Below are 21,852 nucleotides of genomic sequence, written 5' to 3' on the forward strand. Positions count from 1 at the left end.
GCATTGAGTGCGATCAAGAGGCCGGTGGACGAGGACTCTGGCGCGCTCGTACCCGACCGCCACCCGCGCCTTGCTGTCACGATCCTGTGCGCCGCGGGCATCGTCGTCGCCCTGATGCAGACGATCATCGTGCCACTGATCCCGCAGCTGCCGACACTGCTGAATGCCGATCCCGGTGACACGACCTGGGCGCTGACCATCACCCTGCTGGCCGGTGCGGTAATCACGCCGATCGGCGGACGCCTGGGAGACATGTACGGCAAACGTCTGATGCTGGTGGCAAGCATGGGCTGTGTGGCCACCGGTTCGGCCGTGTGCGCACTGTCGGCGTCATTGCCCCCGTTCCTGGTCGGTCGCGCACTGCAGGGCCTCGGGTTCGGCACGATCGCCCTGGGCATCAGCGTCATGCGCGACATCGTCCCGCCGCGGCATCTCGGGTCGTCGGTGGGCACGATGAGCGCATCGCTGGGGATCGGCGGCGCCCTCGGCCTGCCCTTCGCGGCCGCGATCGCCCAGCACGTCAGCTGGCACGCACTGTTCTGGGCGTGCGCGGCCGCCGCGCTACTCGGCGCCGCCGGGATCGCGCTCACCGTTCCGGAGAGCCTGTCGCGCACCGGCGGCCGCTTCGACCTGCTCGGCGCCCTCGGCCTGGCCGCGATGCTGGTCTTCCTGCTGCTCCCCCTCTCGAAGGGATCGGAGTGGGGATGGTCGGCGCCGCTGACCATCGGCATGTTCGCGGCGTTCGTCGTGGTGGCCGTGGTCTGGTGGTTCGTGGAGCGGCGCGGCGCCAACCCGCTCATCGCTCTCGATGTCGCGACCGAACGGCCGGTGATGTTGACCAACATCGCATCGGTCGCCACCGGATTCGCCTTCTACTCGATGCAGCTGATCCCGATCCAACTCCTGATGGCACCGACGACCGGCCCCAATGGACTGGGTCTGGACATGTTCACCGCCAGCCTCGTACTGGCCCCCAGCGGAATCCTGATGTTCATCTTCTCCCACGTCTCCGCCCGACTGACCGCAGCATTCGGCCCACGGGTGTCGCTGGCCACCGGCGGCGCCGTCATCGCCGCCGGCTACGTGGTGTTCATCGTGGCGCTGACCGGCCCGTGGGCGATGAATTGGGGCGTCATGCTCGGCGTCGCCTGCCTCATCGGTGCCGGCCTGGGCGTTGCCTATTCCGCGATGCCGGCGCTGATCATGAGTTCGGTGCGCGTGGAACAGACCGGCGAGGCCAACGGCGTCAACGCGCTGATGCGGGTGGTCGGCACATCCACGTCAGCGGCGGTCGTGGGCATGATCCTCACATGGTCGATGATCTCGGTGCCCGCCGCCGATGGCACCGGAGTCGGTGTACCCACCGAATCGGGGTACCTGTGGGCGTCGGCGATCTCGCTGGGCGCGTGCGTGCTCGCCATCGTGCTGGCGCTCGCGATTCCACCCCGGAGGCCGATCTCAGTGCAGGACGTCTGACCAGTGACCGACCACCGAAACGAATTCGTAACGCGATCGTCGTAGCGTGACGCGGGTGTCCTCCAATGGGTCGTCATCCGATGCAGATTCCGTGCCGTCGGTGACCGTGATCGACAACGCCTTCGTGGTGACCGTGGACCCGCAGCGCCGAGAACTCGCCGACGCCTGCGTGGTTATCGAGGGGACGCGGATCGTCTCCGTCGGCGCTCCGCCGGCGCAGCTGCCCGCCGACGCGATCAGGGTGGACGGGCGCGGGTGCGTGCTCACCCCCGGGCTGGTCAACACCCACCACCACCTATACCAGTGGGTCACCCGCGGTCTCGCCGCCGACCACACGCTGTTCCAATGGCTCACCACGCTGTACCCGATCTGGGCCGGCATCGACGAGGCGGCGGTGCGCACCGCCGCCCTCGGTGGTCTCGCCCAACTGGCACTGTCCGGCTGCACCACCACCACCGACCACCACTACGTCTTCCCGGCCGAGGGCGGCGATCTACTGGGTGCCGAGATCGACGCCGCAACCACAGTCGGGCTGCGTTTCCACCCGACCCGCGGCTCGATGGACCTCTCGGAAAAGGACGGCGGTCTACCGCCGGACTCGGTGGTGCAGAGCATCGACGAAATCCTTACGGCCAGTTCGGACGCGGTGTCGCGCTGGCACGACCCCGCCGACGACTCGATGCTGCGCATCGCCCTGGCACCGTGTTCACCGTTCTCCGTCACCACTGATCTCCTGCGTGAATCCGCAACGCTGGCACGCGAACTCGACGTACGCATGCACACCCATCTGGCCGAATCGCTGGACGAGAACACCTACTGCCAGCAGCACTTCGGCTCCACCCCACTGCAATACATGGAGTCGGTCGGCTGGGTGGGCCACGACGTGTGGTTCGCCCACGGCATCGAGTTCGACGACGACGAGATCGGCCGGCTCGCCGCAACGTCCACCGGAGTGGCCCACTGCCCCACTTCCAACGCCCGGCTGGGCAACCGGATCTGCCGTACCCGCGATCTCGTCGACGCGGGTGTCCCCGTAGGACTCGGCGTGGACGGTGCGGCGTCCAACGAGTCGTGCCGGCTGCTCGAGGAAGCCCACCAGGCGGTGCTGATGGCCCGTGCCCGTGGTGGACCCACCGCCCTGACCACGCGCACCGCCATCGAGTTGGCCACGATCGGCGGCGCTCAGGTGCTCGGCCGCGCCGCCGACACCGGGTCGATCGAGGTGGGCAAACTCGCCGACCTGGTGCTGTGGGATCTGACGTCGGTGGCACACAGTGGAATCGACGACCCGGTCGCGGCGCTCGTGCTCGGCGCGATCCCGCCGATTGCCGCGAGCTGGGTGAACGGGCGACAGGTGGTCGAGCACAACATGTTACGGACCGTCGATGCCGAACGCATCGCCGCCGACGTGGTGCGCGAACATCGCCGACTGATCGAGAAGGCCGGGTGATGGACCTCAACACCATCGACCGCTACCGCTACGCCCGTACCCGCGAGGATCTGCGGCTCGGCCCGGGCGAGCGCGTGGTGGCCGGCGGCACCTGGTTCTTCTCCGAACCGCAGGTCGACGCCGACGGCATCGTGGACCTCACCACCATGGGTTGGCCGGCATTCGAGGATCTTCCCGATGACGGGCTGCGGATCGGCGCCACCTGCCCCATCGTCGAGATCACCAGGTTGCCCGCTCGATCGGCCTGGCGTGCGCAACCACTGTTCTCCGAGTGCGCCAACGCGCTCCTGGCCTCGTTCAAGATCTGGAATGTCGCGACCGTCGGCGGCAACATCTGTCGGTCGTTCGCCGCGGCCTCGATGGTCTCGCTGGCAGCGGGCCTCGATGCCACGGCCGTCATCTGGTGCCCCGACGGCAGCGAACGTCGCACCCCGGTGGCGGAGTTGATCACCGGCAACGGCACAAACTCACTCGGCGACGCAGAGATACTGCGCGCCATCGACATACCCGGCACCTCGATGCAATCGGTCACCGCGTTCCGCAAGATCGCGCTGGCCGAACTCGGCCGGTCGGGTGCGGTGGTGACCGGCCGTCGCGACGAGGACGGCACACTGATCCTGGTCGTCACCGCCGCCACCCTGCGCCCACATGTGATGCGTTTCGACGCGATCCCCACCATCGACGAACTCCACGACCGGGTCGTGGCTGCCGACGACTTCTACACCGACCCTCTCGGATCGGCGGATTGGCGACGCGCCACCTCGGCAGTGCTCGCCGAAGAGATCCGCGCCGAACTCGCCGGTGGGGTGACGGCATGAAGTTCTCCGTCAACGGCGACATGCACGACGCCACTCCGCGTCCGGGCCAGTGCCTGCGCACGCTCCTGCGCGACAACGCCCACTTCGAGGTGAAGAAGGGCTGCGATGCCGGCGACTGCGGCGCGTGTTCGGTGCTGGTCGACGACACCCCGGTGCACTCGTGCATCTACCCGGCGCAACGCGTCGAGGGACACACGGTGACGACCGTCACCGGGCTCGGTACCCCGGACGACCTCCATCCAGTGCAGCAGTCGTTCGTCGACAATTTCGGTTTCCAGTGTGGATTCTGCACCGCCGGCATGATCGTCACCGCGTCCACACTCGAGGCCGCCGATCTCGATGATCTGCCCCGGAAGATGAAGGGAAACATCTGTCGCTGTACCGGTTACCGTTCGATCCGCGACGCGATCACCGCGGCCGTGGCCCCGGCCGATGATCTCCGGAACCCCACCGACCCGTCCCCAGAGGCGGCTGAGGCGTGCATCGGCCGGTCGGTATCGCCACCGGCGGCCCGTCGCGTGGTCACCGGCACCGAACCGTACACGTTCGACGTCACCGTCGAGGGCCTCACCCATCTGCGTGTGCTGGGGTCACCGCACGCGCATGCGCGCATCGTGTCCATCGACACCACCGCCGCCGAGCGGGTGGACGGTGTCACGCTGATACTGACCCATGACAATGTCCCGCAGACAAGGTTTTCCACCGCTCGTCACGAGCATCGCGAGGACGACCCCGACGACACGATGATGTTGGACCCCGTCGTCCGGTTCGTCGGTCAACGGGTCGCGGCGGTCGTGGCCGAGACCGCAGCCGCGGCCGAGCGGGCCTGCCGACTCATCGAGGTCTCCTACGAGATCCTGCCGGCGGTCTTCGACCCCGGCGAAGCGCGTCGACCGGGCGCCCCGGCCATCCACCCGGACCGCACCGCGCTGGATCGGGTCAATCACGCCGATCGCAACGTGATCGCCGACTTCCACCACGGTTTCGGAGGGGACATCGATGCGGCGCTGGCCGATTCGGCGGTCACGGTCTCGGGGACCTGGTCCACCGCCCGGGTCTCCCACGCTCAGCTCGAGACACACGGCAGCATCGGTTGGCTCGACGACGACGGTCGGCTGGTCATCCGGACCAGCACCCAGGTGCCGTTCCTGGTCCGCGACGAACTCGCGCACATCCTCGATCTCGCGCCGGAGCGGATCCGCGTCTTCAGCGCCCGCGTCGGCGGCGGATTCGGCGGCAAACAGGAACTGCTGACCGAGGACCTGGTGGCGTTGGCGGTGCTACGGACGGGCCGTCCGTGTGCCTATGAGATGAGCCGCAGCGACGAGATGACGCGCACCACCTATCGCCATCCGTTCCGGGTCGCCGTGGATCTCGGCGCCGACACCGACGGCGTGTTGACCGCACTGAAGATCGACGTGCTGTCGGACACCGGCGCCTACGGCAACCACGCGATCGGCGTGATGTTCCACGCCTGCGCCGAGTCGATCTCGGTGTACAACTGTCCGATCAAACGGGTCGACGCGGAGGTCGTCTACACGAACAATCCGCCGTCCGGCGCCTTCCGCGGTTACGGTCTGGGGCAGGTCATCTTCGCGATCGAGTCCGCGCTCGACGAGCTGGCCATCGAACTCGGCATCGACCCGTTCGACATCCGACGAATCAATGCAGTCCGCGACGGCGACCCGCTGCTGGCCGCCCACGCCGAGCCCGAACCCGATCTCGTCTACGGCAGCTATGGCCTCGACCAGTGCCTCGACCTGGCGCAGGCGGCACTCGATCGCGGCAACGGCGTCGAGCCGCCGTCCGGTCCGCACTGGCGGGTAGGTGAGGGAATGGCGCTCGCGGCTATCGCCACCATGGCCCCACGCGGGCACATCTCCCGAGTGCAGGTGGCCGTCGACCGGCACGGCGACTATCACGTCGGCATCGGGACGGCCGAATTCGGCAACGGCACCACCACGGTGCACACCCAGATCGTGGCCGCCACCCTGCAGACCGTCCCCGAGCGGATTCGGTTGCGACACGGCGACACCGACGCCGCCGACTACGACACCGGAGCTTTCGCCTCCGCCGGCACGACGGTGGCCGGCAAAGCACTGCACCGGGCGTGTACCAGTCTGCGGGAGAACCTGATCGGCGCTGCCGCCACCGTGGCCGACGCCGAACCCGACCGCGTGGTGCTCACCTCCGACGGCGCGCTGGTGGGTGACCGGATGGTCTCGTTCGACGAGATGATCGATGTCCTCGATCCGGCCGCGGACCAGGTGACCGCCGACGGCGAGGAGACCGGGGACGTACGGTCGATTGCCTTCAACGTTCAGGCTTTTCGGGTCGCGGTCGACGTCCGGACCGGGGTGGTGCGCATCCTGCAGTCGATCCAGTCGGCCGACGCCGGTACGGTGATGAACCCGCAACAGTGTCGCGGGCAGGTCGAGGGCGGCGTGGCCCAAGCCATCGGATCGACGCTCTACGAGGAGATCATGCTCGCCGACGGGGTCCCGCTGACGGGTGTGTTCCGCACCTATCGGGTGCCGCAGATGGCCGATGTGCCGGTCACCGAGGTGTACTTCGCCGAGACGTCCGACGAGTTGGGTCCGTTCGGGGCGAAGTCGATGAGCGAGTCCCCGTACAACCCGGTTGCCCCGGCTATGGCCAATGCGATCCGACGTGCGATCGGTGTGCGGCCCTTCGAACAGCCGATGTCACGCGACCGGGTGTGGCGCCTGATCGACCGTGAGGTGGGTGGCACTGGTCGGCACGCGTAGCGGCGAGGACGGCACCACGCGTAGACGGGTGTCGAGAACCCGCAAGAACATCGTCGGCAACCTCGCGTTGTTCGGGCCGGCGTTCGTCGCCGCGATCGCCTACGTCGATCCCGGCAACGTCGCGGCCAACATCACCGCGGGCGCCCGCTACGGTTTCCTGCTGGTCTGGGTTCTGGTGCTGGCGAACGTGATTGCCATGCTGATCCAGTATCAGTCGGCAAAGCTCGGCATCGTCACCGGCAAGAGCCTGCCCGGGCTGCTGGGTGACCGTCTGAGCACCCGTCCGCGACTGGCGTTCTGGGTTCAGGCAGAAGTGGTGGCCATCGCCACCGACCTGGCCGAGGTGCTCGGTGGCGCCGTCGCCCTCCAGCTGTTGTTCGATCTGCCGCTGGTGCTGGGCGGGGTGATCGTGGGCGCGGTCTCGTTGACCGTGCTGCTCCTACAGAATCCGCGGCAGGAACGCACATTCGAGAAGGTGATACTCGGCCTGTTGGCAATCATTGTGATCGGTTTCCTGGCCGGACTGGTGGTCGATCCACCGCCGGCAAACGAGGTACTCGGTGGGCTCGTCCCGCGGCTGGACGGACCGGAGACCGTGCTGCTGGCAGCCGGTATGTTGGGTGCGACCGTGATGCCACACGCCATCTACGTGCACTCGGCGATGGTCATCGACCGACACGGGGTCACCCGGTCGGCGACGCGCCAACGACAACTGGTGCGGGTCACGCGCTGGGATGTCGTGGTGGCACTGATCGTCGCCGGCGCGGTCAACGTCGCACTGCTGTTGCTGGCCGCACAGAACCTGCGCGGCAAGGAAGGTACCGACACCATCGAGGGCGCCTACGACGCGGTCGCCGACGCCCTCGGATCTCCGATGGCAACCGTCTTCGCCATCGGCTTACTGGCCAGTGGACTGGCGTCGACCTCCGTCGGATCGTCTGCCGGCGCGGCGATCATGGGCGGCCTACTGCACAGAGACATCCCACTGTTCATCCGGCGGGTGATCACGGTCATCCCGGCCCTGGTGGTGCTGGCTCTCGGCGTCGACCCCACCTGGGCGCTGGTCATCAGTCAGGTGGTGCTGAGTTTCGGCATCCCGTTCGCGGTGATCCCGCTGGGCCGGTTCACCGCTGACCGGTCGTTGATGGGCGAGTTCGCCGACGGATGGCCCCTGCGGCTGACCGCGGGCATCGCGTCGGTGCTGATCGTGCTCCTCAACCTGACGTTGATCGGTTTGGTGGTGACGGGTGCCTGATCAGCCCCTCAGCAACCCCTTGGCCACATGCGTCACCTGGATCTCGTTGCTGCCCGCGTAGATCATCAGCGACTTCGCATCGCGCGCGAGCTGCTCGACCCGGTACTCGGCCATGTAGCCGTTGCCGCCGAACAGCTGTACGGCCTCCATCGCGACGTCGGTCGCCGCCTTCGAGGAGTACAGCTTCATCGCCGAGGCCTCGGCGAGGCTCAGTGGCTTGCCGGCCTGACCGCGTTCGATCGCGCTGAACAGCATGTTCTGCACGTTGATCCGGGCCACCTCCATCTCGGCGAGCTTGAGCTGAATGAGCTGGAACTGGCCGATCTCCTGGCCCCAGAGCTTGCGGGTCTTGGCGTAGTCGATGGACAGACGTTGCGCCTCGTTGATGATGCCCAACGAGAGCGCGGCGATGCCGACGCGCTCGGCGGTGAATCCTGCCTTGGCGCCCTCACCGCCGCGGGTGTCGGCGCCGGTGTCCTCGGTTTCGCCGAGCAGACGATCCTTACCCAAGCGCACATTGTCGAAAAACAGTTCACCGGTCGGCGAACTCGTCATACCCATCTTCTTGAACGGCTTGCCCTGGGTGAGACCGGGCATGCCCTTGTCGAGGACGAACGAGAGCACTTTGCGATCGCGCATCGGGGTGTCGCTGCCGTCGTCGAGTTTGGCGAACACGACGATGGTGTCGGCGTAGGGACCGTTGGTGATGAACGTCTTCTGCCCGTTGAGCAGGTAGTCGTCACCGTCGCGGCGAACCGTGGTCTTCATGCCGCCCAGCGCATCCGACCCGGAATCGGGTTCGGTGATCGCCCACGCGCCCACCTTCTCCATCGTGACGAGTTCGGGCAGCCACCGCTTCTTCTGCGCCAGTGTTCCCTTGCCGCGGATCGTCGAGGCGGTCAGCCCCATACTGACGCCCATCGAACCGACCAGTCCGAGGCACACCCCGGCCAGCTCGATGTTGACGATCATGAACATCGACCCGGACATGCCACCGCCGCCACCGCCGCCCGACGGCTTCTCACCGGCCGCCTCTGCCGCGAGCTCCTTCTCCAGCGCGTCCTTGGCCATGGCGTCGACACCGAAGGTCGCCAGCAGCTTGCGAGTGATGTCATACGGCGGCAGAACACCGGTCTCGAGTTCGTCGATGTGCGGCTTGATCTCCTTGTCGATGAACGCGCGCAACGCATCCCGCACCATCAGGTCTTCTTCGGACCACTCGAACATCGTCACAACTCCCCACCGCCGCGCCCGCCAGTACGGGCTGAACATGTTCCACTTTCCTGCCAGGTTACTGTGTCAGGCGTCACCCGGGTTGTAAAGGTACGGATTCCGAAATTCGTGTCTTGGGTCCGCTGTCCCGGCCGTCCGAGGCGAGAGTTGTCAGCGGTGATAGATCGTCGCCGGTCGGATCTCGACGCCGAAGAACTCCTCGGGGTCGGTACACAGCAGTGCCTGTGCAACCGGCATCGAGACGACGCACAAGTCGGTATCAGCGCCATCGGTGACATACCACCGGTGGATCCGCTCCACGAACCGTGCGACGCTCTCCCCACCATGCGGGCGGGCGACCGGATCGGTGAACCAGGCGGCCAAGTCATCCGGGGTGATCTCGGTCGGCATCCGCCCCGTCCACCGACCGACATCAAGGGACCGGAGAGCTGGTGTCGTCACGGGTTGGATCTGCAACACGTCAGACGACTCGACCACCGCACGCTCGGGACCACCGGCAACACGGCCGGCGCCAATGGTCGCGGTGACCTCCGCGCGGAGTCCGGCCACGTCGCGTCGTCCACGATCGTCCAGAGATGCATCACCGCCGAACCGCACCGATCTGTTGGGGCCGGTGCGGCCGGCGGTGACGATCAGCATCGTCAGGCGTCGACCTGAGCGACGTGGGCGTCGGGGGATTCGTCGGAACCCGATCGCATGAGACGTCCGAGGAGCAGCGCGAAGACGACGGTCAACACGGTCCACATGATCAGTTGATTGGCAATCGCATACACCCGGTAGTCGCCGATGACATCACCCGGGAAACCGGGGAACGCGATCTGCCCGGTGGCGTCGGACAGCGGGCCGGGCACCTCGTGGAACTCCGGGAGCAGCATGATCGTGACAGAGACCGCGACGAGATACGCGAGAGCCCCGAGCACGCCCGCGACGAGCCCGCCGAGCCGTGGCCGCAGCCACAACGCCAGGACCACCGCGACAACTGCGAACACCACCGACAAAATGGTGATCGTCAGGAATGCCGCGCTGCGCGCACCGATCGTGTCGTCGTCGCCCACCGCCGGCGGGTTGGCCGGATAGGCGAAGAACGGCACGGCGAACACCGCGACGAACCCGATCGCGCCCAGCGCCACGGCGGCCAACCGCGGGTCCGTGGCCGGGTGACGACGGCCGAGGTAGGCCCACAGCACGGTGAACGCGACCGCGAAGAACGCGCCCATGCAGACCGCGAACACAATGGTTCCGATCCCGGCTCCGACGTTCTCCTGGATCGAGCGCGAGAAGATCTCGCCGTGCTCGTGGCCACCGTGCTCACCGGCGAGCATTTCCTCGGCGTGGGAGCGTCCCTCTTCGTAGTCGATCGCCTCGACCACCAGGGGTTCGATGAACAGCCGCGCGAAGATGAACGCGACGATGCCGGCGACCAGGCCCGAGAGCAGGCCTGCGCCGATGAATTTCTTCTCCATGTTCGGTTGTCTCCTGCCAGTGGTGATCAGTGGCAGGGGAAACCGAGGAAGTGCCTGGCGTCGTGCACGAATTCGTGCACGTGGGTGTCGGAACCGAAGACGCTCACCGCGCCCTGGTCGTACCCGAGGAAGTAATAGGCCAGCCCGGCGAGCAGCACGGTGAGGCTGAGCCACAGCGCCGCGCTGGCCGCGGAGACATTGGGTACCGCAAGGCTCGGCGCGGCCACTGCGCGGGCCGATGATGAGTGCGTGGAGGCGGTCATGGTGGTCCTTTCTGGGATTGCGCGTCCCATCCGTTGGCGAACACACACCAGGCGGCATTCTGGCTCTCCCGCCGCCGATGGCCTCGGTGGCCGTACTGCGACGGGATCACAGCGGCGCGACCGCTCCGGACTCTCACCGGATTCCCCGCGCACTGGTGTGTGATGACTGTACTACCGGCGTTGTCGGACGTGTGGTGGATGATGGCAGAGTGCCCCGCAAGACGTCCGTACTCGACCGCTTCACCGCCCCCACCCGGCGGTGGTTCGACGGCGCGTTCGAGGAACCGACCGCGGCGCAGACCGGCGCGTGGGCCTCTATCGCCGACGGCAACAACACCCTGGTCATCGCGCCAACCGGCTCCGGCAAGACACTGTCGGCATTCCTGTGGGCGCTGGATCGCCTCGCCGCCCGACCCGACCGGAAGCGCGGGACACGTGTCGTCTACATCTCCCCACTCAAGGCGCTCGCGGTCGATGTCGAACGCAATCTGCGCGCGCCACTGACCGGCATCACCCGGGCGGCGCAGGAACTCGGTGAGCCCGAACCGGCGATCACCGTCGGGGTGCGCTCGGGCGACACCCCCGCCGCCGAGCGCCGGGCCCTGGTCAAAACTCCGCCGGACATCCTGATCACCACCCCCGAATCGCTCTTTCTGATGCTCACCTCGGCCGCCCGCGAGACACTCACCGACGTCGAGGTGGTGATCGTCGACGAGGTGCACGCCGTCGCAGCCACCAAGCGCGGTACCCATCTCGCGCTCTCCCTCGAGCGGCTCGACGAACTGCTCGACCAGCCGGCGCAGCGCATCGGACTGTCGGCGACGGTCCGTCCACCCGAGGTCGTGGCGGAGTTCCTCAGCGGCAGCGCTCCGTGCACGGTGGTCCGTCCCAAGGCGGCCAAGACCTTCGATCTGCGGGTCGACGTGCCCGTCGAGGACATGGCCAACATCCCGCCACCACCGGACACACCTGCCGGCGAAGACCTCGACGACGCGTTCTCCCCCACCGCCGGGTCGCTGTGGCCCTACGTGGAGTCGTCCATCGTGGACCTCATCGAGAAGAACCGCGCGACCATCGTGTTCGCCAATTCGCGGCGACTGGCCGAGCGGCTCACCGCCCGCCTCAACGAGATCCACGCCGAGCGCACCGGAAATGCGCCGAATCCGTCCGCCAACCCCACCGTCGCCGGCGGTGCTCCCGCGTACATCATGGCCAGCGGCGCCAGCGGTGGCGCCGCCCCGATCCTGGCCCGCGCGCATCACGGTTCGGTCAGCAAGGAACAGCGCGCCGAGATCGAGGACGACCTCAAGGCCGGACGCCTGCCGTGCGTGGTGGCGACCAGCTCGCTGGAACTCGGCATCGACATGGGCGCGGTGGACCTCGTGGTGCAGGTCGAAGCCCCGCCGTCGGTGGCCGGCGGACTCCAGCGCATCGGCCGCGCGGGCCATCAGGTGGGTGAGATCTCGCAGGGGGTGCTCTACCCCAAGCACCGGACCGACCTGATCCATTGCACGGTGACCGTGGAACGGATGCTCGACGGCGCCATCGAGGCACTACGGGTACCGCAGAATCCCCTCGATATCCTCGCCCAGCAGACCATCGCGGCCGCCGCGGTCGACGACCTCGACGTGGACGAGTGGTACGACCTCGTCCGCCGCGCCGCGCCCTACCGCGAGCTCGGCCGCCAGGTGTACGAGGCGACCCTCGACCTGATCTCCGGACGATTTCCCTCCGACGAGTTCGCCGAACTACGGCCCCGCGTCACCTGGGACCGGGATGCCGGGACACTCGTCGGACGCCGCGGGGCGCAGCGATTGGCGGTCACCTCCGGCGGGTCGATCCCCGATCGCGGCCTGTTCGGCGTGTTCATGGTCGGCGAGAAGTCGACCCGCGTCGGCGAACTCGATGAGGAGATGGTCTACGAGTCGCGCGTCGGGGATGTCTTCGCGCTCGGTGCCACGAGTTGGCGCATCGAGGACATCACCCACGACCGGGTGCTGGTGTCACCGGCCTACGGCCAGCCCGGCCGGTTGCCGTTCTGGATCGGCGACACGATCGGTCGCCCCGCCGAACTCGGTGCGGCGATCGGCAAGTTCACCGGGGCGGTGGCCGATCCCGACACATTGGCCGAACACGCGCACCGGCTCGGGCTCACCGACAATGCCCGACAGAACCTCGCCGCCCTCGTCGCCGAACAGCAGGAGGCCACCGGCCACCTGCCCACCGACCGCACATTGGTGGTGGAACGTTTCCGCGACGAACTCGGCGATTGGCGCCTGATTCTGCACTCGCCCTACGGATTGCGCGTGCACGCACCGTGGGCCAGTGCGATCTCGGCACGATTGTTGCAGACACTCGGCCTCGAAGGCGCCACCACGGCCTCCGACGACGGCATCATCGTGCGGCTGCCCGACACCGACGACGACCCGCCGGGCGCGTCGGTCTTCGTCCTCGATCCCGATGAGATCGAGCAGTGGGTCACCGACGCTCTCGCCGACTCGTCGATGTTCGCCTCCCGATTCCGCGAATGTGCAGCGCGTGCCCTGTTGCTACCCAAACGCGACCCCGGCCGTCGCGCCCCACTCTGGCAGCAGCGTCAGCGCAGCGCACAATTGCTCTCCGTCGCTTCACAATTCCCCGACTTCCCGATCATCCTGGAGACGGTGCGAGAGTGTCTGCAGGACGTCTACGACCTTCCTGCGCTCACCGACCTGCTCACCCGAATCCGCCAGCGGCGGGTCCGAGTCGTCGAGACCGAGACCGCAAGCCCCTCCCCGTTCGCCGCATCGATGCTGTTCGGCTACATCGGGGCGTTCCTCTACGCCGACGACGCACCGCTGGCCGAACGCCGGGCCGCCGCGCTCTCGTTGGACACCAGCCTGCTCGCGCAACTGCTCGGCCGCGTCGACTTGCGCGAGCTGCTCGATCCCGGCGTGATCGCCGAGGTGACCGCACGCCTGCAGCGCACCGTTGCCGAGCGTCAGGCCCGAGATGCCGAGGACATCGTCGACCTGTTGCGCTGGCTCGGTCCTCTCGACACCGCTGACGTCGATGCACGCTATCGCGGCGAAACACCCGCGATCGATCAGCTGACCGAGTTGCACCGATCCGGCCAGATCATCTCGATCACCCATCGTGGCCGAGCGCTGTGGGCGTCGATCGACGACACCGCCCGATTGCGTGACGGTCTCGGCGTTCCGGCCCCGCTGGGCATTCCGGCGGCCTTCCTGCAACCGGTGGGTGATCCGGTGGGGGATCTGGTGAGCCGATATGCACGGACGCACGGCCCGTTCACCGTCACCGAGGCCGCCGATGCACTGGGCATGGCGGTCGGGGTCGTCCGCGACACTCTCGTCCGGCTGGCCGCCGACCGTCGGGTCATCGAGGGGGATTTTCTCCCTGAGGCCCAGGAGACAGAGCAGGGCACGGAAACCCGGACCGGCGCACCGCACGCGACCCAGTGGTGCCATGCCGATGTGCTCGGTCAGATCCGTCGCGGTTCTCTGGCGGCGAGCCGCGCCGAGGTCGCGCCGGTCGACCACGAGACCCTCACCCGCTTCACCGCGTCCTGGCAGCATGTCACCCCTGAGGAACAACTCCGCGGCGTCGACGGGGTGGCGACGGTGATCGACCAGTTGGCCGGCTACCCGCTGCCCGCCTCGGCGTGGGAATCGGTGGTCCTACCCGCCCGCGTCACCGACTACAGTCCGGCGATGCTCGACGAATTGCTCAGCTCCGGCGAGGTGATCTGGTCCGGGCACGGCCGTATCGGTGGGTCGGACGGCTGGATCGCCCTGCATGCGGTGGATGTCGCACCGCTCACGTTGGCTCCCGCCGACGAGATCGACACCACCGGAGTGCACGACCGACTCACCGCCGCACTGGCCCCCGGCGGCGCGCTACGGTTCGGCAAGCTCGCCGAGTCGGTGTCCTCCGACGGCACCGTGTCCGCCGCCGACATCGAGGCCGCCCTCTGGGATCTGGTGTGGGCAGGTCAGGTGAGCAATGACTCGTTCGCTCCGGTGCGCGCGATGTTGGCACCGCGGCGCACCTCGTCGTCGCCGCGATCGGCACCGGCCCACCGGGCCCGTGGACGCGCGCCGCGACTTCGGGCGCAGCGGCTGTCCACCCGCTATCTCACCGAACACGGTGCCGGCCAGAGTGTCCCGCCCACCGCCGGTGGCCGCTGGGTGGTTCCCGACCGTATCACCACCGACCCGACGGTGGCCACGCAGGCGCTGTGCGATCAGCTGCTCGCGCGCTATGGGGTCATCACGCGCGGAAGTGTCACCAACGAAGACATTGTCGGCGGGTTCTACCGGATCTACAAGGCCCTCACCGTGTTCGAGGACAACGGTCAGGTCCGGCGCGGCTACTTCGTCGACGGCCTGGGTGGTGCGCAGTTCGCTTCGACCGCAACCATCGACGAATTGCGTCGCCACGCCCTCGACGATCGGCGCACCCCACCGGCGATCGTGCTGGCGGCCACAGATCCGGCCAATCCGTTTGGCGCCGCTTTGGGTTGGCCGACGACCCGCGCCGAGGACGGCCGACACCGCCCGGGTCGCAAACCAGGCGCCATGGTGGTCATGGTGGGCGGCGAACTCGTCGTGTACGTCGAACGAGGCGGCAAGACCCTGCTGACGTTCACCGAATCGCTTCCCGCTCTGCAGACCGCCGCCGGCGCTCTCGCCGAGATCGTCCGCTCGGGCCGCGTGGCTCGGCTCATGATCGATCAGGTCGACTCCGAGCCCGTGCTGACCTCGGATTTCGGCCGAATCCTGATCGAGGCCGGATTCGCCACCACACCGCGCGGTGTTCGCATGCGCTACGGCAGGCATGCCTGAGGGCGACACCGTCTTCGCCGCCGCCGCACGACTGCGGGCGGCGCTCGACGGTCAACGGCTGACGCGGACACAGTTCCGGATACCGTCGCTGGCCACCGCCGACCTGACCGGCCGAACGGTCACCTCGGTCCGATCGGTGGGCAAACATCTCCTCATCGATGTCGGCGGATCCGATGACGACGACTCGGGGCTCGCCAGGGTCAGTCTGCATTCGCACCTGAAGATGGAGGGCGCCTGGCATGTCCACCCCATCGGCACCAAATGGCGTCGTCCCGGGTACCAGGCACGGGTCGTGTTACGTACCGCGACGCACGAAGCCGTCGGTTTCGACCTCGGCATCCTGGAGCTCACCGAGACCCCCGATCAGGACCTTGCCTACCTGGGACCGGACTTGCTGAGCGCCGAGTGGGAGCCCACCGAGGCCATCCGCCGCATCGAGGCCCGCGCCGATGAGCCGATCGGAACCGCGCTGCTCGACCAGCGGCTCGTCGCGGGCATCGGCAACGTCTATCGAAGCGAGCTGTGCTTCCTTCGCAGGGTGCTGCCCACCCGACCGGTGCGCGAAGTCGACGTCACGGCCATGGTCGACCTGGCCCGCCGGGTGTTGTGGGCCAACCGGCTGCGGACGGCCCGGAGCACGACCGGCCAGACCGCGCCCAATGCACGCATGTGGGTCTACGGTCGGCGCGGCCAACTGTGTCGCAGATGTGGTTCGCCGATCGAGCGAGACCAGCTCGGCTCGATCGGCGAGGATCGCGTGATCTACTTTTGCCGACAGTGTCAGTCATGACGCTTGCCAGACACCGTTCACCGTCCGACAGAAAGTGTTTCGCGACGGCAGCCTGAGGCGAGGCGATACCCGCCCCCGATGGCGCTGTTCGCAAACAGCTAGACCGGGTACCGTTCCGGCTCAGGACCGAACAGATACCGCCGCCCGGAGATCTCGGTGACCGCGATCTCGACGTAGTTGTACTTCATCGTGGGAATCCACGGACGCAGTGACAATTCGTCGGCGGCAGCGATGTCATGAGTCGAAACCAGCACGCGTGCGGTACCTTTCGCGACGACGCTCCAGCCGCGCTGGTCATCGTGGTCGTCCGCCTCGAAGGCGACGTTCTCGTTGACCGCGATCTCGGAGAGCTTGGTACCCTCGCCGGTCCGGAAGGTGATCCGACCTTCTCCGGCAATGTAATTGACCGGGAAGATGTCCGGGTGACCGCCGACGCTGAGGCCGATGCGGCCCAACTCGGTGGACCCGAGCAGTTCCCACGCCTCGTCGGTGGTGAGTTCCTCAACCGCGTTGTCGACCATGTCCTGTCCTTCTGCCATACACCATTCTCCGTCCACCGGAACGTGTTCGGCAGAGTCGAAGGTCCCCATCTTCCTGTGATGGGCACCACGACCATCCGCGCGGGTCACTCAGGAACCGGAACGGGCTCCAGGATCTCGGGGCGAGCCTCCGGGGCCGCCGCACGCAGCGCATCGGCGGAATCGTCATCGGGCTGGCGCTGCGACGCGACCTCCGCCTCCACGCGGGCGATATAGGTGGCCACCTCGAACGCCGTGTGTTCCTCGGTCCAGCCGAGTATGGGCGCGAGTAACTCCGCCACCTCCCGCGCGCAGTCGACGCCGCGGTGCGGGTACTCGATCGCGATGCGCGTCCTGCGCGCGAGCACGTCCTCGAGATGCAGTGCGGCCTCGTCTATCGCCGCATAGACCACTTCCACGCGCAGGTACTGCGGTGCCGCGGCGAGCGGGCGCAGCAGTGACGGATCGTCGTCGGCGTAGTAGAGGACGTCATCGATCAACGATCCGTACCGGTTGAGCAGACGACGAATTCGGTAGGGATGCAACCCGAATCGCTGGCCGAGATGCTCGCACTGGTTGATGAGCGCGAAGTATCCGTCGGCTCCGAGCAGCGGCACCCGCTCGGTGATCGACGGTGCCACCCGGGTGGGGATGAAATCGGTACAGGCGTCCACGGCGTCGGCGGCCATCACCCGATAGGTGGTGTACTTGCCGCCCGCGATCGACACCAACCCGGGCGCCACCGTCGCCACCGCGTGCTCACGGGACAGCTTCGAGGTCTCGTCGTCCTCCCCTGCCAACAGCGGGCGCAACCCCGCGTAGACGCCTTCGATGTCATTGTGGGTGAGCTTGGTCACCAGCACCTCGTTCACCCGCTCGAGGATGTAATCGATGTCGGCGCGGGTGGCAGCCGGATGCGCGAGGTCGAGATTCCAGTCGGTGTCGGTCGTGCCGATGATCCAGTGCGTCTCCCACGGGATCACGAACAACACCGAGTTCGCGGTGCGCAAGATGATCGCGGTCTCGCTGACGATCCGGTCTCGAGGCACCACGATGTGCACACCCTTGGACGCACGTACCCGGAAGTGGCCGCGCTGTTTGGACAGCGCCTGGACCTCGTCGGTCCACACCCCGGCCGCGTTGATCACACAGTGACCGCGGATCTCGGTGACGTCGCCGGTCTCCGAATCCCGAACGCGCACACCGAGAACCCGGTCGGACTCGCGCAGGAAACCGACCACCTGGGTGGACGTGCGGATGACCGCACCGTAGTTGGCCGCCGTGCGGGCAACGGTCAGACTGTGCCTTGCGTCGTCGACAACCGTGTCGTGGTATCGGATGCCACCGATCAACGAACTCCGTTTCAGCGCAGGAGCCACGCGAAGTGCGCCGGACCGGGTGACATGATGCTGTCCCGGAACAGATTTTGCTCCACCCATGCGGTCGTACAGGAACAATCCAGCCGCCACATACGGTCGCTCCCAGACGCGCTGGGTGAGGGGGTAGAGGAACGGCAGCGGCTTCACCAGATGCGGGGCCAGCAGACGCAGCGACAATTCGCGTTCGCGCAACGCCTCACGGACCAGCCCGAACTCGAGCTGTTCGAGGTATCGCAGACCCCCGTGGAACATCTTCGACGACCGACTCGACGTCCCCGACGCGATGTCACGGGCCTCCACCAGCGCGACGCGCAAGCCGCGCGTCGCCGCGTCGAGCGCGGCTCCCACACCGACGACTCCGCCTCCGATGACCACGATGTCGAACTGTTCACTGCCCAGGCGCCGCCACGCTTCCGCACGGTAAAGCGGACCCATATCGGCCGGCCGGTCCGGGTTGAACTCGGTGTTCATGCTTGCCCAGCCTAATTGATCTCCTCGAATGCCACCGCGTGCGACACTGGCCGCGTGGCTAGCGCAAACACATATGTCGCCGCCGTCGACCAGGGCACCACGTCCACCCGTGCGATGATCTTCGATCGCAGCGGACGCGTCGTCAGCAGCGAGCAGATCGAGCACCAGCAGATATTTCCGCAGGCCGGCTGGGTGGAGCACGACGCCGCCGAGATCTGGCGCAACACCCGGCGGGTGATGGCCGCCGCACTCGCCTCGGCCGACCTCAAGCACGGCGACATCGCCACCTGCGGGGTCACCAACCAACGTGAGACCACGCTCATCTGGGACCGCGAGACCGGCGTGCCGATCCACAATGCGATCGTCTGGCAGGACACCCGCACCAACGACCTGTGCGACGATCTCGCCGGTGACGTCGGGACCGACCGCTACCGGGATCGGACCGGACTGCCGTTGTCCACCTATTTCGCCGGTCCCAAGATCCGCTGGCTACTCGACCACGTCGAGGGCGCTCGTCATCGTGCCGAGGCGGGTGAACTGTGCTTCGGCACAATGGATTCGTGGACCGCGTGGAATATGACCGGCGGCCGCGACGGCGGACTGCACATCACTGATGTCACCAATGCGTCACGCACGATGCTGATGGATCTGCGCTCCCTGCAATGGGATGAGCAGATCTGTGCCGAGATGGGTGTGCCGACCGCACTGCTGCCCGAGATCCGCAGTTCCTCAGAGGTCTACGGCCCGCTGCGCGAACACGGCTCGCTGCCCGGCGTGCCACTGGCCGGGATCCTCGGCGATCAACAGGCCGCCACCTTCGGCCAGGCCTGTCTGAGTCCGGGCGAGGCCAAGAACACCTACGGCACCGGCAACTTCCTGCTGCTCAACACCGGCACCGAACCCGTCTTCAGTGATCACGGATTGCTGACCACCGTGTGCTACCGAATCGGCGATCAACAGGCCCGCTACGCACTCGAGGGCTCCATCGCGGTAACCGGATCACTGGTGCAGTGGCTGCGCGACAACCTGGGCCTGTTCGCTGACGCCGCCGACATCGAGACGCTCGCAGCCGGCGTCGACGACAACGGCGGCGCCTACTTTGTGCCCGCGTTCTCCGGGCTGTTCGCACCCCGCTGGCGGCCGGATGCGCGCGGGGTCATCGTCGGCCTGACGAGGTTCGTGAACAAGGGCCATCTCGCTCGAGCCGCCTTGGAGGCCAGCGCCTTCCAGACCCGCGAGGTGATCGAGGCGATGCAGGCCGATTCGGGTGTGGAGTTGTCGACACTGAAAGTTGACGGCGGCATGGTCGTCAATGACCTGCTGATGCAGTTCCAGGCAGACATCCTCGATGTCCCCGTGGTTCGGCCGGTGGTCAACGAGACGACCGCGCTCGGCGCCGCATATGCCGCCGGTCTCGCAGTGGGTTACTGGGAGTCCGAGGACGAGATCCGCGAGAACTGGGCCGAGCACACCCGCTGGGAGCCGCGGATGCCGGCGGCCACCCGCGACGAGCTCTACGCCGGCTGGAACCGCGCCGTCGAGCACAGTCTCGACCTGGCCTGAACCCCCGGTTTCGTAGTACGAACGTATCGTTTTTCGCCCGTTCGTACTACAAGATCGCGGAGGTCAGTCGAGATCGTCGTGACGCACGAGTTGGCGTGCGGCCTCGGTGACCGAACCGGTCAGCGACGGATACACCGAGAAGGTCTGCGCGAGGTCGGACACCGTGAGCTTATTCTGCACTGCCAGCGCCAGCGGCAGGATCAGTTCGGAGGCGGTGGGCGCTACCACCACGCCTCCGATCACCACACCGGTCGCCGGCCGACAGAAGATCTTCACGAAACCGCGCCGCAGCCCGCTCATCTTGGCGCGCGGATTGGTCGCCAACGGCAGCATCACGGTCCGGGCCGGGTAGTCACCGTTGTCGATGGCCTGCTGCGAGACCCCGACGGTGGCGATCTCGGGACGCGTGAAGATCGCCGATGCAACCGTTTTGAGTTTGATGGGACTCACGCCCTCGCCCAGTGAGTGGTACATGGCGATCCGCCCCTGCATCGCGGCCACCGACGCCAGCGGCAGCAGACCCGTGCAGTCACCGGCCGCGTAGATACCCGGGACCGACGTGCGCGAGACCCGGTCGACGGTGATGTAGCCGCCCCGATCGACCTCTACCCCGGCCCGGTCGAGTCCCAACTCGGTGGTGTTGGGGATGGAACCGACCGTCATCAACACATGTGACCCGGTCACCGTCCGGCCGTCCGCGAGGTGCGCGGTCACCGAATCGCCGTTGCGTTCCACCTTGTCGGCGCGGGCATGCTTGATCAGTTCGACCCCGCGTTCGGCCAGCGCGTCCTCCAGCACGAGGGCCGCATCCTCGTCCTCCCCGGGCAGCACGCGGTCACGACTGGACACCAGGGTCACCCTGACGCCTAATTCGGTGTAGGCGTGCACGAACTCGGCACCGGTCACACCCGACCCGATCACGACGAGATGTTCGGGTAGCTGTTCGAGATCGTAGAGCTGACGCCAGGTCAGGATGCGCTCACCGTCCGGCTGGGCGTCGGGCAGGATGCGCGGCGAGGCACCGGTCGCCACCAGCACCACGTCGCCCTCGTAGCGTTCGGTCGAACCGTCGGGCAGCGTCGCCACGACACCATGGGTGGAGACCCCGATCTGACGTTCCTCCAGCGCTGCCCGCGCCGACACCAGCTTCACCCCCTCGCTGATCAGCCGGGACCGGATGTCGGCGGATTGGGCAAAGGCGAGATCACGCACCCGTTGATGGATCTGCGGCAGCGTCACCAACGCATCGTCGGTGCTCAGGTTGATCCCCAGATCGACCGCACGGCGCACCTCGGTTCGGATGCCCGTCGAGGCGATGAACGTCTTCGACGGAACGCAATCCCAGAGCACACACGCGCCGCCGACACCGTCGGAATCGATCACCGTGATGTCGGCACCGTACGCGGCCGCCGCCAACGCGGCCTCGTAGCCCGCGGGTCCGCCGCCGATGATCACGATCTTGGTCACAAGTCACTCCTGTTCGCCGCCGTACCGCCTACCAACCTAGTCCCCGGTGCCCGCGGTCCGCCCACCGCGCCCGCGCCATCCGGGCACACGT

General features: G+C 67.3%; 15 protein-coding genes and 1 riboswitch. Of the genes, 8 read left to right on the plus strand and 7 right to left on the minus strand.

Going from position 1 to position 21,852, the window contains the following annotated elements; all coding sequences use genetic code 11:
- Positions 1–24 precede the first annotated feature (24 nt).
- From L1892_RS12265 to L1892_RS12285, 5 genes are all read left to right on the plus strand, one after another.
- A complete protein-coding gene (locus tag L1892_RS12265; protein WP_235723867.1) occupies positions 25–1,476 on the plus strand; it encodes an MFS transporter in 1,452 nt (483 codons plus the stop codon).
- Positions 1,477–1,567: 91 nt separating this feature from the next.
- Positions 1,568–2,926 carry an 8-oxoguanine deaminase gene (locus L1892_RS12270; protein WP_235723900.1) on the plus strand — a complete coding sequence of 453 codons (1,359 nt, stop codon included), beginning with the start codon at positions 1,568–1,570 and terminating at the stop codon, positions 2,924–2,926.
- Positions 2,926–3,744, plus strand: coding sequence for an FAD binding domain-containing protein (locus L1892_RS12275; protein WP_235723868.1), 819 nt, complete (start codon positions 2,926–2,928; stop codon positions 3,742–3,744). Before L1892_RS12270 ends, L1892_RS12275 begins: the two co-directional genes overlap by 1 nt.
- Entirely contained in the window at positions 3,741–6,512 is a 2,772-nt protein-coding gene (locus L1892_RS12280) for a molybdopterin-dependent oxidoreductase (RefSeq protein ID WP_235723869.1), read from the plus strand. Before L1892_RS12275 ends, L1892_RS12280 begins: the two co-directional genes overlap by 4 nt.
- Positions 6,490–7,767 (plus strand): Nramp family divalent metal transporter, encoded by a 1,278-nt coding sequence (locus tag L1892_RS12285; RefSeq protein ID WP_308191706.1) that lies wholly within the window; start codon positions 6,490–6,492, stop codon positions 7,765–7,767. Before L1892_RS12280 ends, L1892_RS12285 begins: the two co-directional genes overlap by 23 nt.
- Here the strand turns inward: L1892_RS12285 and L1892_RS12290 are convergent, their stop codons facing one another.
- The 4 genes from L1892_RS12290 to L1892_RS12305 form a co-directional block, all read right to left on the minus strand.
- Positions 7,768–8,994, minus strand: a complete 1,227-nt coding sequence (locus L1892_RS12290) for an acyl-CoA dehydrogenase family protein (RefSeq protein ID WP_235723870.1) — start codon at positions 8,992–8,994, stop codon at positions 7,768–7,770. It abuts the gene before it with no gap.
- Between the two features lie 156 nt (positions 8,995–9,150).
- On the minus strand, positions 9,151–9,639 hold the full coding sequence (locus L1892_RS12295) for a histidine phosphatase family protein (protein WP_235723871.1): 489 nt from the start codon (positions 9,637–9,639) through the stop codon (positions 9,151–9,153).
- Positions 9,640–9,641: 2 nt separating this feature from the next.
- Positions 9,642–10,463: a CbtA family protein gene (locus L1892_RS12300; protein WP_235723872.1), complete on the minus strand. Its 822-nt coding sequence runs from the start codon at positions 10,461–10,463 to the stop codon at positions 9,642–9,644.
- A gap of 26 nt (positions 10,464–10,489) precedes the next feature.
- Complete coding sequence (locus L1892_RS12305) at positions 10,490–10,726, minus strand: CbtB domain-containing protein (protein ID WP_235723873.1); 237 nt, start codon at positions 10,724–10,726, stop codon at positions 10,490–10,492.
- Between the two features lie 32 nt (positions 10,727–10,758).
- Positions 10,759–10,898, minus strand: a riboswitch (cobalamin riboswitch).
- Positions 10,899–10,935: 37 nt separating this feature from the next.
- On the opposite strand from L1892_RS12305, the gene L1892_RS12310 reads away from it, so the two are divergent.
- Complete coding sequence (locus L1892_RS12310; RefSeq protein WP_235723874.1) at positions 10,936–15,573, plus strand: ATP-dependent helicase; 4,638 nt, start codon at positions 10,936–10,938, stop codon at positions 15,571–15,573.
- Positions 15,566–16,363 (plus strand): DNA-formamidopyrimidine glycosylase family protein, encoded by a 798-nt coding sequence (locus L1892_RS12315; RefSeq protein WP_235723875.1) that lies wholly within the window; start codon positions 15,566–15,568, stop codon positions 16,361–16,363. Before L1892_RS12310 ends, L1892_RS12315 begins: the two co-directional genes overlap by 8 nt.
- Positions 16,364–16,461: 98 nt before the next feature.
- Here the strand turns inward: L1892_RS12315 and L1892_RS12320 are convergent, their stop codons facing one another.
- Both L1892_RS12320 and L1892_RS12325 read right to left on the minus strand, forming a co-directional pair.
- Positions 16,462–16,884 carry a pyridoxamine 5'-phosphate oxidase family protein gene (locus tag L1892_RS12320; RefSeq protein ID WP_235723902.1) on the minus strand — a complete coding sequence of 141 codons (423 nt, stop codon included), beginning with the start codon at positions 16,882–16,884 and terminating at the stop codon, positions 16,462–16,464.
- A 104-nt stretch (positions 16,885–16,988) separates the two neighbouring features.
- Positions 16,989–18,731: a glycerol-3-phosphate dehydrogenase/oxidase gene (locus L1892_RS12325; protein WP_235723876.1), complete on the minus strand. Its 1,743-nt coding sequence runs from the start codon at positions 18,729–18,731 to the stop codon at positions 16,989–16,991.
- A gap of 54 nt (positions 18,732–18,785) precedes the next feature.
- Here L1892_RS12325 and glpK point away from each other — a divergent pair, with 54 nt between their 5' ends.
- Positions 18,786–20,294 carry a glycerol kinase GlpK gene (gene glpK, locus L1892_RS12330; protein ID WP_266062012.1) on the plus strand — a complete coding sequence of 503 codons (1,509 nt, stop codon included), beginning with the start codon at positions 18,786–18,788 and terminating at the stop codon, positions 20,292–20,294.
- Between the two features lie 63 nt (positions 20,295–20,357).
- Here the strand turns inward: glpK and L1892_RS12335 are convergent, their stop codons facing one another.
- A complete protein-coding gene (locus tag L1892_RS12335; RefSeq protein WP_235723877.1) occupies positions 20,358–21,761 on the minus strand; it encodes an NAD(P)H-quinone dehydrogenase in 1,404 nt (467 codons plus the stop codon).
- Positions 21,762–21,852 lie beyond the last annotated feature (91 nt).

The organism is Gordonia tangerina, assembly GCF_021556435.1.
GTDB lineage: Bacteria > Actinomycetota > Actinomycetes > Mycobacteriales > Mycobacteriaceae > Gordonia > Gordonia tangerina.